This is a genomic window from Treponema sp. Marseille-Q4523 (assembly GCF_016901105.1).
In the GTDB taxonomy this organism is placed as follows: domain Bacteria; phylum Spirochaetota; class Spirochaetia; order Treponematales; family Treponemataceae; genus Treponema_D.
In genome coordinates, this window is sequence record NZ_JAFEVM010000034.1 from 1 (window position 1) to 15,432 (window position 15,432).

Consider the following 15,432-nt stretch of genomic DNA (forward strand, 5'->3'; position numbering starts at 1 on the left):
GGTTGAGAAAGATATCGTGTTGTTATATAGTATAAATATGAAGCTCATACAAAAAGCGGCGTTCGCATCGCTTGTTCTATCCGCATCGCTGTTGCTTTCGTGCAAAACGCTCGTCGGCAATGCGCTTTCCACGGCGTTCGCGGGTGCAAACGGCAAGGGCGTTCCGCAAAAGAAAAAAGCGTCCGCCGCCGATCCTATGCTCGCGATCACCGGCGAAACGGACGTAACGCTCGTCGGAGAATTTTTCCCGACAGTGCTCAAAAGCTATGAAATCCTGCAAGCTGCGAATCCCCGCCATATCGGTTTGATGACGATGACGGGTTCGCTCAATATCATGTATGCGAACGCGTTCGTGCAAACTCCTGCGGAAACGCTGCCGAACGAAGAATTCGATCGCCAGCACGAAGCGTTCGAGCGCGCAAAGCTGCACTACCTCCGCGGACGCGATCTCTGCCTTAAAGCTCTCGACGGAAGACACGCGGGGTTTCGCGCCGCCGTTTTGAGCGGAGATGAAGAGGCGGTCAAAAAAGCATGCGCAAAGCTCGGCAAGTACGATGTCGAAGCTTCTTATTGGGCGTGTGCGGGCTGGCTCGGTGCGTTCAGCCTCGATCCGCTCAGCGCCGATCTTCTCGGCACTATCCGTTCTCCCGCTCTGATCCTCGAACGCGCTGCTTTTCTCGCTCCCGATTACAATGCGGGTGCGATTTGGGAGCTTTTGTGCAATTTTTACATGAGCGCTCCTCCCGAATTCGGAGGAGATACGGAAAGGGGACTCCGTTGTTACAACGAAGCGCTCCGCGCATCGGGCGGAAAAACGCCGGGTCCCTATGTCACTTATGCCGAGGCGATATGCGTTCCCGCGGGAGACAGGGCAGGCTTTGAAGGCTCTCTTCGTAAAGCGCTCGCGATCGATCCCGATGCGGATCCTTCGAGCCGCCTTATGACGACGATCGTGCAAAAAAAAGCGAAACGATTGCTCGAACATGCGTCGGATTATTTTCTCGAATGGTGATCGCCGCATTCGCTTCGAATTGCGGCCGGTAATTTATTAATTTTCGATTGAGGAATACGATATGAAATCACGTTCTATTATTTTTTCGATGTTGTTTGCGTGCGTCGCCGTATTGCCGGCGCAGCAGGTTAAAACGCTTAAAATAGCGACCGTCGCACCGAGCCGTTCCGCATGGGATGTGCAGGAGCGCATCCTCGCGCAGGATTGGGCGAAAGATACCGGAGGCGCGATCCAGCTGCAGTTTATGGGAACGAACGCTATGGGCGGAGAGACGGGCGTCGTGCAAAAGCTCAACACGATCCGTCCCGGACAAAAGGCGCCGATCGACGGAGCGATTTTTACGAGCCTCGGTATCGCAACTCTTGCGCCGGAAACGCATATTTTGACGACGGCTGTTCCGTTTATGTTTCGAGATCAGGACGAAGTCGATTTTGTGCTCGATACGTTCGCACCGACGTTTCAAAAAGCGATTTCGGCAAAAGGTTACGTGCTGCTCGGATGGTTTAACGTCGGCTGGGCGTATTTTTATACGAAAAAACCGGTGCATACGCCCGCCGATTTAAAGACGCAAAAACTTTCCGTCGCCGGCATCGGGCTGCCGCAGCTTTCCGATGCGTTCAAAGCGGCCGGTTTCCGCACCGAAGATATTTCGCCCGATAAACTTTTGCAAAGCGTAAAAACGCCCGGCGGCGTCGAAGGTTTTTATTCGATTCCGATGTATGCCTATGCGGGGCAGTATTATAAATCGCTGCCCTATATTCTCGACGCGCCGATATGCCCCGTTATGGCAGCCCTCATCATATCGGCTCCGGCGTGGGCGGACATTTCCGCCGCGCATAAAACGGCTATGCTGAACGGAGTCAAAAAAGCGCAGGCAAATTTTATCGCAGCTCAGCGTTCTTCCGACAAAGAATATCTCGACCGCTGCGTCGAAGGCGGCTGTACCCTCGTCAAACTCACCGCCGCGGAGCGCAAAGTCATGGAAGAGACGCTCAGCAAAGACGCCGCCGCGATGATAAAAACCGGTCTCCTCGACGAAAAATTTTATGCCGATATCGAAGCGCTTTTAAAACGCCGCCGCGGTGAATAACCGGTGAATACTATGCTGCGAAAAATCGAAAACGCTCTGGCGGTCGTCCTCATCGCCCTCATCGCCGCGCTCCCGCTCTTTTTTAAATTTATGCAGGGTCTGTGCCGTGTGCAAGTGCCCGGCGCCGATATCGCTTTGCTCCATTTCGTATTTTTATTCGCAAGCCTCGCAGGGTTCATAACATGGCGCGAAGAGCGGCACTTGAGTCTCGCATCGGTAAGCGCATCTTTCGGCGAAAAGATACGCCGCCCGATCGAAGCGGTCAAAACGGGAGGGGCAAGCTGTATCCTCTCGGCGCTCTTTATCGACGCGCTCTGCCAGCTTGTCAATCCTGCGCAGTTCGACGCGCGCTTTTGGGGCATGAGTACGCGGATTTTTTTCGCGTCTCTTCCGCTGTGCTATTTCGGCATCATTTTCGCGATCGCACGCAGAAAGGGCAATCTCATCGCCGCCGTCATCGGCATCGTACTCGGCATCCTCATTTCAATGGGACCCTTTACCGGCATCCTGTATTATCTTTTCGGCGTACAAAACGCGCAGCCCCTGTACGCGATAAACGATGCGTGGCTTTCGTTTTCGAAAATCGCGCTTTTGCCGCTCATCGTCATTTTCGCAGCTCTCGCGTTTTGCGGTATGCCGCTTTTTCTCGTACTCGGCGGCATCGCATACGTGCTCTTTTCCGCGAGCGGCGGATACGTCGACGTCATCCCGCTTGAAACGTACCGCATACTCACCGACCGCAATATCGCGGCGATTCCGCTCTTTACGATTGCGGGCTACATCCTCGCGCACGGCAGCGCGGGAAACCGCTATGTCGCCGTATTCAAATCGCTCATAGGCCCGTTCCGCGGCGGAACGGTTATCGCGGCCGTCATCGTGACGACGTTTTTCAGCACCTTTACCGGCGTTTCCGGCATAACGATCCTCGCGCTCGGCCCGCTGCTTGCCGTCGTACTCACGGGTTCGGGCTATTCCAAAGACAGAGCCGAATCTCTCGTAACCGCATCCGGCGCGATAGGTTTGCTTTTTCCGCCGAGCGCCGCGATCATCATGTATGCGACCGTCAATTATTTTTCCGTCGACGTGTTCGAACTTTTTAAAGGCGCGATCATCCCCGGCTGCATTATGGCGATTTCGATGATGGTAACGGGAGCCGTATTGGACAAAAAGGGAGAGCGGCCGAAGTTTTCCGGAAAAGAAGCGCGCGATGCCATCCTTCACTGCATCCCCGAACTGCTCATGCCGCTTTTTATCTCAGTGTTTTATTTTAAAGGCGTGTTCGACCTCTTTGAAGTTGCGGCTTTCGCCGTCATCTACGCGTTTTGTCTTTCGGTGTTCGTGCGCCGCGATTTTACATTAACAAAATCGGCCCGTGTCGTCGCTTCGAGCGTTCCCGTTTCAGGCGGCGTTTTGTTTATACTCGGCGCCGCGTCCGGCATCTCCTATTTTATGCTCGATGCGAACGTCCCCTCTATCCTGACGGATTTTATCACCCAGTACGTAAAAAATCCGTACGTGTTTTTGATATTGATGAACCTCGTCCTGCTCATCGTCGGCTGTCTCATGGATATGTTTTCCGCGATCCTCATCGTTTCCCCGCTTTTGCTGCCGCTCGCGGAATCTTTCGGCGTGAGTGCGGTCAGAGCCGCCGTCATATTTTTGATGAACCTTTCGATAGGATTTTTGACGCCGCCGGTCGGCATGGATCTGTTTATTTCGTCTTATACCTTCGATAAGCCGCTTTCCCGCGTCGTCAAAGGCATCGTTCCGTTTTTGATCGTACAGTTCGCAGTCCTCATGCTCGTCACTTACGTGCCGTATTTTACGGAAGCGCTTTTGTAGGCGACAAACCGTGCGCCCCGCGCGATGCGGGGCGTACGATTTAGATGGAGGAGTCTACTGTGATCTTATTTTCGGAAATACCGTATCCCTTAAGTGTATTTTTTATAGCATCGGTTTTGACGGTGATTTGAGTAATATTTGACATATTATTAAAATATCCGAAAGCTTCCGATTTCATTTTCGTCGTATCGGTAATATCGGTAAATAATATTTTCACCGATGTGAGTTTTGAGCAATCGTTGAAAGCAAGATCGCCGAGTGTTGTAAGGCTTGCAGGCAGCACGAGTTCCCCGCTTAGATTGCTGCAGTTGGTAAAAGCTTTTTGCCCGATGTAGGTAAGATTGCCATGCAGTACGAGTTCTCCCGCTAAATTTTTGCACTGATAGAACGCAAATCCTCTTATGGACGTAAGCGTTGAAGGCAAAATCAGCTTATCAAGTTTTTCGCATCCCGAAAAAGCACCCGCGTCGATAACTGTAACACCCTCCGGTATGACAAGCTGTCCGGTTAAATCGCTGCAATTCAAAAAAGCATTATATCCGATTTTCGTAATACCGTTCGGCAGGATTATGTTTCCTTGCGGCTTTTCTCCCTCATATCCCGTAAGGACGGTATCGCCGCCGACGGTTTTAATTGTAAAGTTCGTTTCGCCCGCACTGCCGTTTCCGCCCGCATCGCCGCTTCCGCCCGAACTGTCCGATGCGTTCGTACACCCGCCGAATCCGACCGCTACGCAAGCGCAAAAGCGGCCGCCCATGCGGCAATTTTTATGTTTTTCCGTACTTTGCAATTTTTCATACTCTTTCCTCATATAGCAAATTGTGATGCCTTTTTACGCTCACACATACAGTATATAAGATTTTGGAGAAAAAAGCAACTTTGGAGATATTTTTTTTACTCCCCTACTCTTCTATCCCCTGCGTCCCGCTGTGCGTTATACGCTTCGACGCGCTCTTTTATATCGCAGTAATTTTCGGGATAATACGCATACTTACGGACGAGGCGGCGCACTCCGTCTTTTATGCCGTAAAGGCGCAGTTCGTCGAAAGGCGGGTCTGAAGCGAATACGCTCCCGTCGACGATCGACGAAAGACCGTTTATCGCTATCCGATTTTCTTTGAGATTCCGCCCTTCGCGCATCGGAGCGTCGAGCGGCACGGCGATATAATCGCTTTCGCTTCGATAGGTTCTGTGATGCGATTTTGCGCGGTATCTTTCGAGAATGAGTTTTTCGTAGCCGAGCTTATCGAGCTTTTTTGCGCCTTCATACGTTTGAATATCCGCACGCCACTTCCATTCCCGAACGTTGATGACGACCGAAGCTGCGGCGGCCGAAAAAACGAGAGAGGCGATGATGCCGAGCAGAACCGTCACGCTTCGAGTCCCGGGATCTTTTGCCTGAGCGATTTTAAAAACTGCGCGCCGCTTACCCCTTCGCGAAGACATGCAAAGAGACAATTGTCGCCTGCAACGGTGCCGAGTATATCGTCCAAGTCCATATTGTCGAGCGCATTGCTGACCGTATTCGCGTGACCCGGAAAAGTTTTAATGACGACGATATTGCCCGAACAGTCTATGCTGATATAACCGCGCAAAAAATCCTGAATGTAAATCTTTTCCGCTTCCGTGCGCTCTTCTTCTTTTTCGAGCGTGTAGATATAGCCGCCTTTTCCGTCGCTCATTTTGCCGACTTTGAGCAGTTTCAAATCGCGCGAAAGAGTCGCCTGCGTCACATCGTACCCCGCTTTTTGCAAGTGGGCGAGCAGCGACTCCTGGCTTTCGATCCTGTTATTTTTAATAAGTTTTTCTATCGCGCTAAGCCGCGCACGCCTTTCTTTTACAGCCATCGTATATTGTATACCTCATTTTCGCCGAACATACAATCGGATAATTCAGGGCGACTTTTTGCGATTGCATCGCAAAAACCGGGCTTTGCGGGGTTCCGGCTTTCGCCTTCATTCCTCCTCTCGCCTCCGGCTCGCTTCGGAACTTTCGCCCCTCCAATCCCTGTCGCATTAAAACCCGCATTCGACCGAATGCTTTTTCAATGCAGTTCGACGTAGGTTTTTCCCGCTCCTCCGTCTTCGGGAGGCGCAAAACAAAACGCTTTTACGCCCGCACAATGCGAAAGATAATTTTGCACCGCTTGCTGCAGCACGCCGTTTCCCTTTCCGTGTATGACGCTGAAACGCTTAAAATCGTGAATCGTGCAGAGGTCGAGCTGCCGTTCGAGGGCGGCGATCGCTTCGGCTTCGCGTAGTCCCAAAAGACGCAGTTCGAAAGCCGGATGTTCGCCTGCATCTTCGCGCTTCGTTTCGACGGTGACAAGCGGCGCGGATGAAAGCGAGAGCGAAGCGGCGGGCGTCAAATCTTTTTGCTTCATTTCGATTTTTATCGAACCGAACTGTACGAGAAATTTTTCCTTGCCCGTGCGCGAAAGGATCGTGCCGCTCATACGTTTTTCACCTGCAATGACGGCAGTCCCCGGTTCAAAGGACGGCGCTTTGCTTTTCGTTTCGTTTGCATTGTCGGCGCTTCGGAGCGCGCGAAGCGCTTCGGCGTTTTTCACGCGGCGTTTTGTCGGCTTTGCGCTTTTCGGGTGCGGCATCGGAGTGATATTTTTAAATGCGTTTTGTGCATCGGAAAGTTTTTCGCCTTTTTCGTCGAGCTCTTTTTTTTGCGAGGCGACCGCTTCCGTCAATTCGTCGATATAGCGTTTTACCGCGAGCGTTTTTTCCCTTGTGATCTCGCCCTCTCTGATGACGCGAACGAGATTTTCAAGGCGCTTCCGGCTTTCCGAAAGAAAAGCTTCGGCTTTTTCGTGCGCCGCCTCTTGCAGCTCCTGCTCCTTTTGCCGGTTTTCGAGCTCTTTCGCGTCGAGAACGTATTGCCTTTCCGCGAGTTCTTCTTCTTTCCGACGGCAGTCTTGCAGGAGAGCATCGGCTTCGGCGTGCTTTGCCGTAAGCCCCGCGATAAGGGCGGAAATATCGGCCGTATTTCCCGCGATATACTCTCTCGCTTTTTCGACGACGGAAGGAGGGAGACCGCTTTTTTGCGCGATGTCTAGAGCGCGGCTTTCGCCCGGAACGCCCATGAGTATGCGGTAAGTCGGCGCGAGGGTTTTCCCGTCGAACTCGGCCGACGCGTTGATGCAGCTTTCGTGCGTCCATCCGTAATTTTTGAGCACGCCCTGATGCGTCGTCACGAGCGTAAACGCTTTTTTTTCGATAAGCGCGTCGAGGACCGCCATGCCGATCGCAGCACCTTCCTGCGGATCGGTACCGCTTCCGAGTTCGTCGAGGAGGACGAGGCTTTTTTCGCCGCATTCGGCGATCGCGCGCGCGATGTTTTTCATGTGAGAGCCGAACGTCGAAAGCGACGAGTCGATCGATTGTCCGTCGCCTATGTCGGCAAACACTTTATCGAAGATCGGAAGACGCGAGCCTTCCGCTGCGGGAATCGGAAAACCGCTTTGGTTCAAAAGCGAAAAGAGCGCTATCGTTTTAAGCGTAACCGTTTTGCCGCCGGTATTCGGCCCCGTGATTATTAAAACTCTTTTTCCGCTCATAAAGCGCACGTCTATAGGCACAGCTTTTTCTCCGAGCAGGGGATGGCGCGCCCCGAGCAGCGAGAGCGCATCTTCCTTTCCGCAGGGAAGCGCATAGGCCGCGCGGTGTTCGCCGCCCCATTTCGCCCTCGCATAAGCTTCGTCGATCGCGATCATAGAAGGAAGAGCCTCTTCGAACAGGGGCACATAAGGCGCAAGCGATGCGGTAAGCTTTTTTAAAATCGCTTTGACCGCGATTTGGAGATTCGCCTCTTCTTCGAGCAGTTCGTTTCCCGCCCGCACCGATTCTTCCGGTTCTATGTATACGGTTTGCCCCGACTGCGACACTTCATGCACGATACCTGCAATGCGGCTTCTGTGAGAAGCTTTGACCGCAAGCACTTGATGACCCGAACGGAGAGCGGGCACCGTCGATTCGAGGGCGGAGGAAAGCTTTTGATTTGCCGTATACGAACGCATAATGCTTTGAATTTTTTTATTGAGGTTTGCGATTTTCGTTTTTATTTCGCGGAGTTCGGGAAGATCTTTCAGCTCTCCGTCGGAAGCGACGACCCGTGCGATCTCGGACGCGGGCTTTGTTAAATCGGGAAGGCGTCGGACGGCTTCGGAAAGCGTTTCTATCGAAAGCTCTTTTTCGGCTCCCTCGATGCACGACGAAAGTTTTTTAACCGAAGTGCAAAAGAGCGAAAGCGCGTGAAACTCTTCGACGGAAAGAGAAGCACCCGGAACGCTTATACGAGAAAAAAGGGAGGCGACCGGAGGCCACGAAAAAAGCGCGATCCCGAATGAAGATGAGTTGTATGTATTCCAATCGCGGCTTATATTCTTAAGCGCTTCGATTTCCGCTTCGTCCGTAAGCGGAAGCCGTTCGCAAAAACTCTTTTTCCCCTCTTCGCTTACGCAGTAGACGGACGCTTCGTCTCTGATACGGAAATAGTCGAGCTCGGAAAGTGCTGATGCGTCCATGCTAATCTTCCCAGCTTTGCGATTTCATTTCATCCTTTATGCGCATCCAGCTTTCATAGCGTTCTTCGGTGATCACACCCGCGTACACGGCTTCGAGGATTTTGCAGCCGGGCTCCGCCGTATGCGTACAGCTCATGCCGAATGTACAGCTGCCGACGATCGGTTTGAACTCGCGGAAATAAAGCGCCAAATCTTCCGCTGCAATGTCGTGCAGCACAAAGCGGCGGATACCCGGCGTATCGATGATCGAAGCCTCATCTCCGTCGTGTCCGGTAAAGCGCTTATCGATGGCGATTATATTGAGCGAACCTTTCGTCGTCGTATGAGCGCCGCGCTCGTATTTTCGGCTTAAATCCCCCGTGCGGAGCGCTTCGTTTCCCGCGAGCGCGTTTATAAGGCTCGACTTTCCGACGCCCGACTGCCCGACAAAGGCTGCGACGTGCCCTGAAAGCGTGCGCGCCAATGCATCGAGACCCGCTCCCGTTTTCGCCGAAACATACAATACCGCATATCCGAGGTCTTCCCATATTTTCGCTCTCGCTTGAAAATCGATGTCGTCACAGGCTGAGAGGTCGCATTTATTGCACACGATGATCGGTTCGAGATTTTGACATTCGGCTTGCGCGAGTTCGCGGTCGATAAAACGCGGACGGAACGGCGGTTCATCGGGTGTCGTCACCAAAACGATAAAATCGAGATTCGCCGCGAGAAGCTGCGGACATTTGCGTTTGACGTTCCAGCGCACAAACGAGTTTTTGCGCGGCACGAGCGAGAGTATCTGCCCCTTCGAAGAATCGAGCTTATCGGCTTCGACTTCCACGATATCGCCCGGAGCGAGAGGGTTGTAAAACCGGTCTTCGCTTTTTAATATTTTTCCTTTGAGCGAGCACGAGCGCACCGCCCCGTCGGTGCAGCGCACCGTAAAAAAATTATTCGTTCCGTCGAAGACCGTTCCCTGCATAAAAAATATCGTAATAAAAAGAACGCGATTTTGCAAGCGGCGCATTCGATCCGGCGCATTCGATCCGGCGCTTTTGCTGCAAGTGCCTTATAAGAGCGGCAAGCCTTTCACAAAAACACGATGCCGAACACGGCTCCGAGCAGCATGACGAATACGGGATGGATTTTCGTCTTCATCAAAACGATAAGGGCTGCGGTATAAAACGCAAGACTCGGCCACACGAAAAGATTTTTCCAACCCTCAAGAGTCGAAAGCGAGGCGAGGGAAAAAGACGGGCTTATGAGCGCGACTATAAACACTTGAATCGCCGCAACGAGGATGATCCCCGTAGTCGCAGGTCTAAGCGTCGAAAAAGCTGCTTTGACGAGCGGCGTATCGTGAAATTTCATAAAAAAATGCGCGATTATTAAAATGCAGATAACGGACGGCAGCATTTGGCCGAGCGTCGTAACGATGCCGCCGAAAACGCCGTACTGCGAATAGCCGATATATGTCGCCATATTGATGCCGATCGGTCCCGGCGTCGATTCGGAAATCGCGACCATATTGTAAAACTGTTCGGCGGAGATGACGCCCTTGTCGACGAGGGTCTGCTGCATGAGCGTTACGGCGACAAGCCCTCCTCCGATCGTAAACGCGCCGATATAAAAGAAAATCCAAAAAAGCTGAAAAAGCGAATACGTCGTTTCCATCACTTATCCTCCATGCCGCTTTCCGTTTTCCCGCTATCGTTCGATTTCGTTTTGTCGGAAAACGCACCGGACGCGCTCGAAGCGAATTCTTTTTTTCGGGAAAGCACCGAAACGATGACGCCCGTCGCAGCCCCCGCGATGATCATCCAATACGAGGGCACTTTGAAAAACCAAATCGCCGCAAACGAAACTGCGAGGCACAAAAATCCCAAAATCGATTTTACGGTCTTTTTTGAAAATTGAAATACGACCGACGTCAAAAGCGCCGCGACCGACACGTTGATACCGCGAAGCGCTTTTTGCGCAAGCGGCAAGTGATCGACCGAACTGATAAAGCGCGCGATAAGCGAAATGATAACGACGGACGGAGTAACTATACCGAGCGTCGCGACGATGCCCCCGATTATCCCCGCCTGCTTAAAGCCGACAAAGGTTGCGACATTTACCGCTATGATACCCGGAGTCGATTGCCCTATCGCATAATAATCGAGCAGTTCGTCCTCGGTCATCCACTTCTTTTTTTCGATGAGTTCGCGCTGCAAAATCGGCATCATCGCCATACCGCCGCCGAATGTGACTGCGCCTATCTTGGCAAGGGAAAGATACAAATCAATCAGTATCGGAATCTTTTTCATACGTATCCTTATTAATTTACAACATCAGTTTTCGTTCGCTCGAATATCGGCTTCGCATCCGTAAACCGAAACATAACAGTCGCGCCACGCTTTCGCCGCCCTATCCATCGCAAAAACGGCGTTCTCTTTACGCGAAAGCGTTTTATCGGGATAGATCGGAGAGAGGATATGGAGCGTCGCAATCTTTTTTTTACTGAACAGCGAGCGGAGTTTTGAAGGCGCGGAAAAGGTGATAAACATCGGAATGACGGGCACTTTGTTTGCGGCGGCGATGTGAAACATACCGCTATGAAAAGGGCGCGGTTTTTCGTAGCGAAGCCACAGCGATTGCTCCGGATAGCCGAGCACGGCGCAGCCCTTTGCGAGCAAAAGCGAAAGCGTTTTTTGCAGCTTGTTCATCGCTTTCACGTTGGCACTGAACGGCAGCGTCCCCGCCCCGCGCATGATGCTTCCGATGGGTCCTCGCATATTGTTAAATTCCGCAACCATGATATACAGCGTATGCCCGAAAACCGCCTCGCGCACGATCATATTGTCGATCGAATGCACGTGATTGCACACGGCGACAAAGCCTTTGATGCCGCGGAGATTTTTGCGCCCTTCCACGCGGGCTCCGAGCACGAGTTTTGTCAAAACCGGACCTAAAACGGAAGCCGTCGTGCGTATAAAGACGCGCCACAAAAAAAACGAAAACGTACGCGGAAGAAAAACATAATCGTCGGTTACCCGAATCATCGCAGCATAGTCGATCGGCTGAACGGCTCCGTCGAACTCGCCTTTTTTTTCAAGCTCTGCGATGCGATTCTGTATTTCGCGCTGCGTATCGCCCTTGATGCCGCCGATGTCCATCACTCCGCTTCCTTCATCACCGTTTCAATGCGCTCGATCTGCCGCCACGCTGCGCCTTCACCGTAATGCGGATTCCGAAGCAGCGTAAAAAATGCCGCAACGTAAAAATATGCGTATTCGGCTATAAAAAAGGGATTGTACAAAAGCACGGCGAGCTTTTCGCCGAACGTAATCTTGAGCGCTTTCGGATCGATTATGAGTGCGATAAACGTATAGAAGACGAGTACGCCGTAGAGTATGAGCATGATGATCATGCCGTATTTTAAAGCGGTAAAATTAATAAATCCGCACTTAAAATAATCGACAGCTGAAGCGATCATGTATAGCACAAAACAAACGGCGGTATTGCCGAAGAACAAAAAGAGCGGGCCGAAGCCGTACAAAAAATCGAAATTTCTTACACGGATGCCGCGTATCTTTTGCACAAACGAAAGCGAGCGATCGCGAAGCGATGCGTACGTTTGTTTTGCGATTGTATTACGGTACTTAAACGCAATCTGCATATAGCCGATGAGCCAACGTTCACGGCGCCGATCCAACGCTTTATGCGAAAGCGCTTCTTCGGTGTAGACGACCGCGTATTCGTAAAAACACGACGACCAGCCGTTAAGGATCGCATTGATCGTCATTTCAAGGTCTTCGGTAAAACTGCGGTACGGCCAGCCGCCGATCTCTTCGATGACGTCGCGCCTGACCATAACGCCCGTCCCGCACATCGTACAGGGAACGCCAGCCTTCGCTCTGAACGCATTTCCCATCTTGTCGAGAAAAGTATACGTAAGCGCGCTGCAGTTCGTCGCAAGCGAACGGAGCTTTTTACCGCCGAGGAGATAATTTTTCACTTCGCGCTTACCGAGCACGATCTGAGCGTCCGACGCGAGAGCGTTGTTCATCTCTTCGATAAAATTGTCCGAAGCGATATTGTCTCCGTCGATGATGATATATGCGTCATAGCTTCCGTGCGAGCCGGAAAGCAATTCTTTGAGGGAACCGTCGAGCGCCATACCCTTGCACGTTTGATTTTTGACAATCTGCACATAGGTACCCTCGTATTTTTCCGCTATGGTGCAGGTCGGATCGTCTTCCGAATCGACGATGACGAAGGTATCGAATTTTTTGCGGTCGTAGCTTTGGCGCGCAAGGCTGTCGAGTAAGAGTCCGATACCGGCGCTTTCGTCCCGCGCGGGGATAAGGACGGCAAATCGATTTTGCACGCGGTTTATTAAATGCTCGGGCTTTTTAAAACCGCTGACGTAATACAATAAGCGCGGTATGTATAGAACGAAGGCGATCAACGAAATAACGCCGTACATATGGAAGAGAGATACGGCTTGTATATCAGTCATACGCGAATGATAGGAAGTAAACGGGTAAATGTCAATTACGCGCGTAGGGGTTCGGTATACGCGAAATCCGTGTATATGCCGACATACACAACTAACGCACATATGTGCAAATGAATATATTTTCGCTTGCCGTGGTCATCACGACAACACACCCGCGATACTAACACCCCGTCAAACGGATATATTCACGCTTGCTTTTTTACGGTAATATGGATATATTAAAGGCGTGGTAATTACCTACTTTTTTCGTAGATAATTCAGCTTTTGTCCCTTACATAATCAGGAGTTCGATTATTTATGAGTGATCTGCTGCTCGACGTCCGACATGTTTCGGTCGATATAAATGAAAAGCCCGTGCTGCACGGTATCGATTTAAAAATCAATAAAGGCGAAACACACGTATTTATGGGGCCGAACGGCGCGGGAAAATCTACGCTCGGCAACACGCTTATGGGAAATCCCGTCTACACGCTTACCGAAGGAAAGATCATCTTCGACGGCAAAGACGTGACGGGAAAAAAAGCGGACGCGCGGGCAAAAGAAGGCATGTTTTTATCCTTTCAAAATCCGCTCGAAGTGCAGGGCATTTCCCTCGAAACTTTTATCAGAAGCGCGCTCCAGCAGCGCACGGGCGAGCGGATAAAACTTTTCCAATTTCAAAAAGATCTGCAGGCGGCGATGAAATTGTTAAATATGGACGCATCGTACGCTTCACGCGATTTGAATGTCGGCTTTTCAGGCGGCGAGCGGAAAAAAAGCGAAATTCTCCAGCTGCTTATGCTGAAGCCCAAATTTGCCATACTCGATGAAACCGATTCGGGACTCGATGTGGACGCGGTACGCACGGTGTCGAAAGGCATCGAAGCGTATAAACAAAACGGCGGCACGCTGCTGATCATCACGCATTCGACGAAGATACTCGAAAGCCTTGCCGTCGATTTTACGCACGTGCTCGTCAAAGGCAAAATCGTCAAAACGGGAGATGCATCCCTCGTCGATGAAATCAACAAAAACGGATTCGAACGCTTTGAAAAGGACGGCGGACAATGAACGAAGTCATCGACAGAAACTCCGCCGCAAAAATCGATATCGATACATCGATGTACGATTTCCGTTACAACGAAAAAGATTTTTATCGTAACGATCCCGGTCTGACCGAAGAAATCGTTTTAAAGCTTTCGAAAGACAAAAACGATCCCGAATGGATGAGGGACTTCCGCCTCGCATCTCTTAAAATCTACAACGAAATGCCCGTGCCGAACTGGGGGCCGGATATAAGCGGACTGCACATCGAACACATTGCGACCTACGTGCGCCCGAATACGAAAATGCAAAACAACTGGGAAAACGTTCCCAAAGACATTAAAGAAACCTTCGAAAAGCTCGGTATTCCCGAAGCGGAGCGTACGTCCCTCGCGGGCGTCGGCGCACAGTACGACAGCGAACTCGTCTACCACAATATACGCGACGAAGTTGCAAAGCAGGGCGTCGTCTATTCCGATTTCGAAAGCGCGCTCCGGGGCGAATACGCGGACATGATCAAAAAACATTTTATGCGCTTGATTTCCCCGCGCGATCACAAATTCGCAGCCCTTCACGGAGCGGTATGGTCGGGCGGTTCGTTCGTATACGTGCCCAAAGGCGTTCATCTTTCCTTTCCGTTGCAGTCGTATTTCCGCTTAAACGCTAAAGGAGCCGGTCAATTCGAACACACGCTCATCATCGTCGACGAAGGGGCCGACTTGCACTTTATCGAAGGGTGTTCCGCACCGAAATACAATGTCGCAAACCTGCACGCGGGAGCCGTCGAACTCTACGTTGCAAAAAACGCGCGGCTCCGTTATTCGACGATCGAAAACTGGTCGAAAAACATGTACAATTTAAACACGAAGCGCGCGCGGGTCGAAGAAGGGGGATCGGTCGAATGGGTGTCAGGTTCGTTCGGCTCGCACATTTCGTATCTCTACCCCGAAAGCGATTTGGTCGGCGAACGGGCAAGAGCCGAATTCACGGGCGTCACCTTTGCCGGAAGCGGCCAGAACCTCGACACGGGAGCGAAGATGGTGCACAGCGCACCCAATACGTCGAGCGTCATTACGACAAAATCGATTTCAAAAGGCGGAGGTATCAGTACTTACCGCTCGGCAATCTACATCGATAAAAAAGCGCACGGCAGCAAAGCTTCCGTTTCGTGTGAATCGCTCATGCTCGACGAAAAATCCAGAAGCGATACGGTGCCCGCTATGGAAATCCGTACCGACGACGTCGATGTCGGACACGAAGCGAAGATCGGACGCATATCGGGAGAGGCGATCTTTTACCTTATGTCGCGCGGCATCGCCGAAGACGAAGCGAGGAGCATGATCGTCAGCGGGTTTGCAAATCCCGTCAGCAAAGAGCTGCCGCTCGAATACGCCGTCGAAATGAATAATCTCATCCGCCTCGAAATGAAAGGCACTCTTTAAGGATCG

The 15,432-nt window shown here is 51.6% G+C and carries 14 protein-coding genes; 5 read left to right on the forward strand and 9 right to left on the reverse strand.

The window, feature by feature from the left end; translation table 11 throughout:
• Positions 1-37: 37 nt before the first annotated feature.
• From JSQ97_RS10220 to JSQ97_RS10230, 3 genes are all read left to right on the forward strand, one after another.
• A complete protein-coding gene (locus tag JSQ97_RS10220) occupies positions 38-1,012 on the forward strand; it encodes a TRAP transporter TatT component family protein (RefSeq protein ID WP_205075967.1) in 975 nt (324 codons plus the stop codon).
• A 61-nt stretch (positions 1,013-1,073) separates the two neighbouring features.
• Positions 1,074-2,102 (forward strand): TRAP transporter substrate-binding protein DctP, encoded by a 1,029-nt coding sequence (gene dctP, locus JSQ97_RS10225; RefSeq protein ID WP_205075968.1) that lies wholly within the window; start codon positions 1,074-1,076, stop codon positions 2,100-2,102.
• Between the two features lie 12 nt (positions 2,103-2,114).
• A complete protein-coding gene (locus JSQ97_RS10230; RefSeq protein ID WP_205075969.1) occupies positions 2,115-3,944 on the forward strand; it encodes a TRAP transporter large permease subunit in 1,830 nt (609 codons plus the stop codon).
• A 40-nt stretch (positions 3,945-3,984) separates the two neighbouring features.
• Here JSQ97_RS10230 and JSQ97_RS10235 read toward each other — a convergent pair whose 3' ends face one another.
• From JSQ97_RS10235 to JSQ97_RS10275, 9 genes are all read right to left on the reverse strand, one after another.
• Positions 3,985-4,755 carry a leucine-rich repeat domain-containing protein gene (locus JSQ97_RS10235; protein WP_205075970.1) on the reverse strand — a complete coding sequence of 257 codons (771 nt, stop codon included), beginning with the start codon at positions 4,753-4,755 and terminating at the stop codon, positions 3,985-3,987.
• 83 nt (positions 4,756-4,838) lie between these two features.
• Positions 4,839-5,318, reverse strand: coding sequence for a hypothetical protein (locus tag JSQ97_RS10240; RefSeq protein ID WP_205075971.1), 480 nt, complete (start codon positions 5,316-5,318; stop codon positions 4,839-4,841).
• Positions 5,315-5,791 carry an arginine repressor gene (locus JSQ97_RS10245; RefSeq protein ID WP_016519908.1) on the reverse strand — a complete coding sequence of 159 codons (477 nt, stop codon included), beginning with the start codon at positions 5,789-5,791 and terminating at the stop codon, positions 5,315-5,317. The genes JSQ97_RS10240 and JSQ97_RS10245 overlap by 4 nt, the downstream gene beginning before the upstream one ends.
• A gap of 197 nt (positions 5,792-5,988) precedes the next feature.
• The gene (locus JSQ97_RS10250; RefSeq protein ID WP_205075972.1) at positions 5,989-8,478 is read right to left on the reverse strand and encodes an endonuclease MutS2; all 2,490 of its coding nucleotides are present in this window, start codon (positions 8,476-8,478) and stop codon (positions 5,989-5,991) included.
• Between the two features lies 1 nt (position 8,479).
• A complete protein-coding gene (gene rsgA / locus JSQ97_RS10255) occupies positions 8,480-9,439 on the reverse strand; it encodes a ribosome small subunit-dependent GTPase A (protein ID WP_205075973.1) in 960 nt (319 codons plus the stop codon).
• A 107-nt stretch (positions 9,440-9,546) separates the two neighbouring features.
• Entirely contained in the window at positions 9,547-10,131 is a 585-nt protein-coding gene (locus JSQ97_RS10260; RefSeq protein ID WP_205075974.1) for a chromate transporter, read from the reverse strand.
• Positions 10,131-10,766 carry a chromate transporter gene (locus JSQ97_RS10265; RefSeq protein ID WP_239447092.1) on the reverse strand — a complete coding sequence of 212 codons (636 nt, stop codon included), beginning with the start codon at positions 10,764-10,766 and terminating at the stop codon, positions 10,131-10,133. The genes JSQ97_RS10260 and JSQ97_RS10265 overlap by 1 nt, the downstream gene beginning before the upstream one ends.
• A gap of 24 nt (positions 10,767-10,790) precedes the next feature.
• Entirely contained in the window at positions 10,791-11,615 is an 825-nt protein-coding gene (locus JSQ97_RS10270) for a lysophospholipid acyltransferase family protein (RefSeq protein ID WP_239447093.1), read from the reverse strand.
• Complete coding sequence (locus JSQ97_RS10275; RefSeq protein ID WP_205075976.1) at positions 11,615-12,961, reverse strand: glycosyltransferase family 2 protein; 1,347 nt, start codon at positions 12,959-12,961, stop codon at positions 11,615-11,617. The genes JSQ97_RS10270 and JSQ97_RS10275 overlap by 1 nt, the downstream gene beginning before the upstream one ends.
• Before the next feature lie 297 nt (positions 12,962-13,258).
• Here JSQ97_RS10275 and sufC point away from each other — a divergent pair, with 297 nt between their 5' ends.
• Both sufC and sufB read left to right on the forward strand, forming a co-directional pair.
• The gene (gene sufC, locus JSQ97_RS10280) at positions 13,259-14,011 is read left to right on the forward strand and encodes a Fe-S cluster assembly ATPase SufC (protein ID WP_205075977.1); all 753 of its coding nucleotides are present in this window, start codon (positions 13,259-13,261) and stop codon (positions 14,009-14,011) included.
• Positions 14,008-15,426, forward strand: a complete 1,419-nt coding sequence (sufB, locus tag JSQ97_RS10285) for a Fe-S cluster assembly protein SufB (protein WP_205075978.1) — start codon at positions 14,008-14,010, stop codon at positions 15,424-15,426. Before sufC ends, sufB begins: the two co-directional genes overlap by 4 nt.
• Positions 15,427-15,432: the final 6 nt, after the last annotated feature.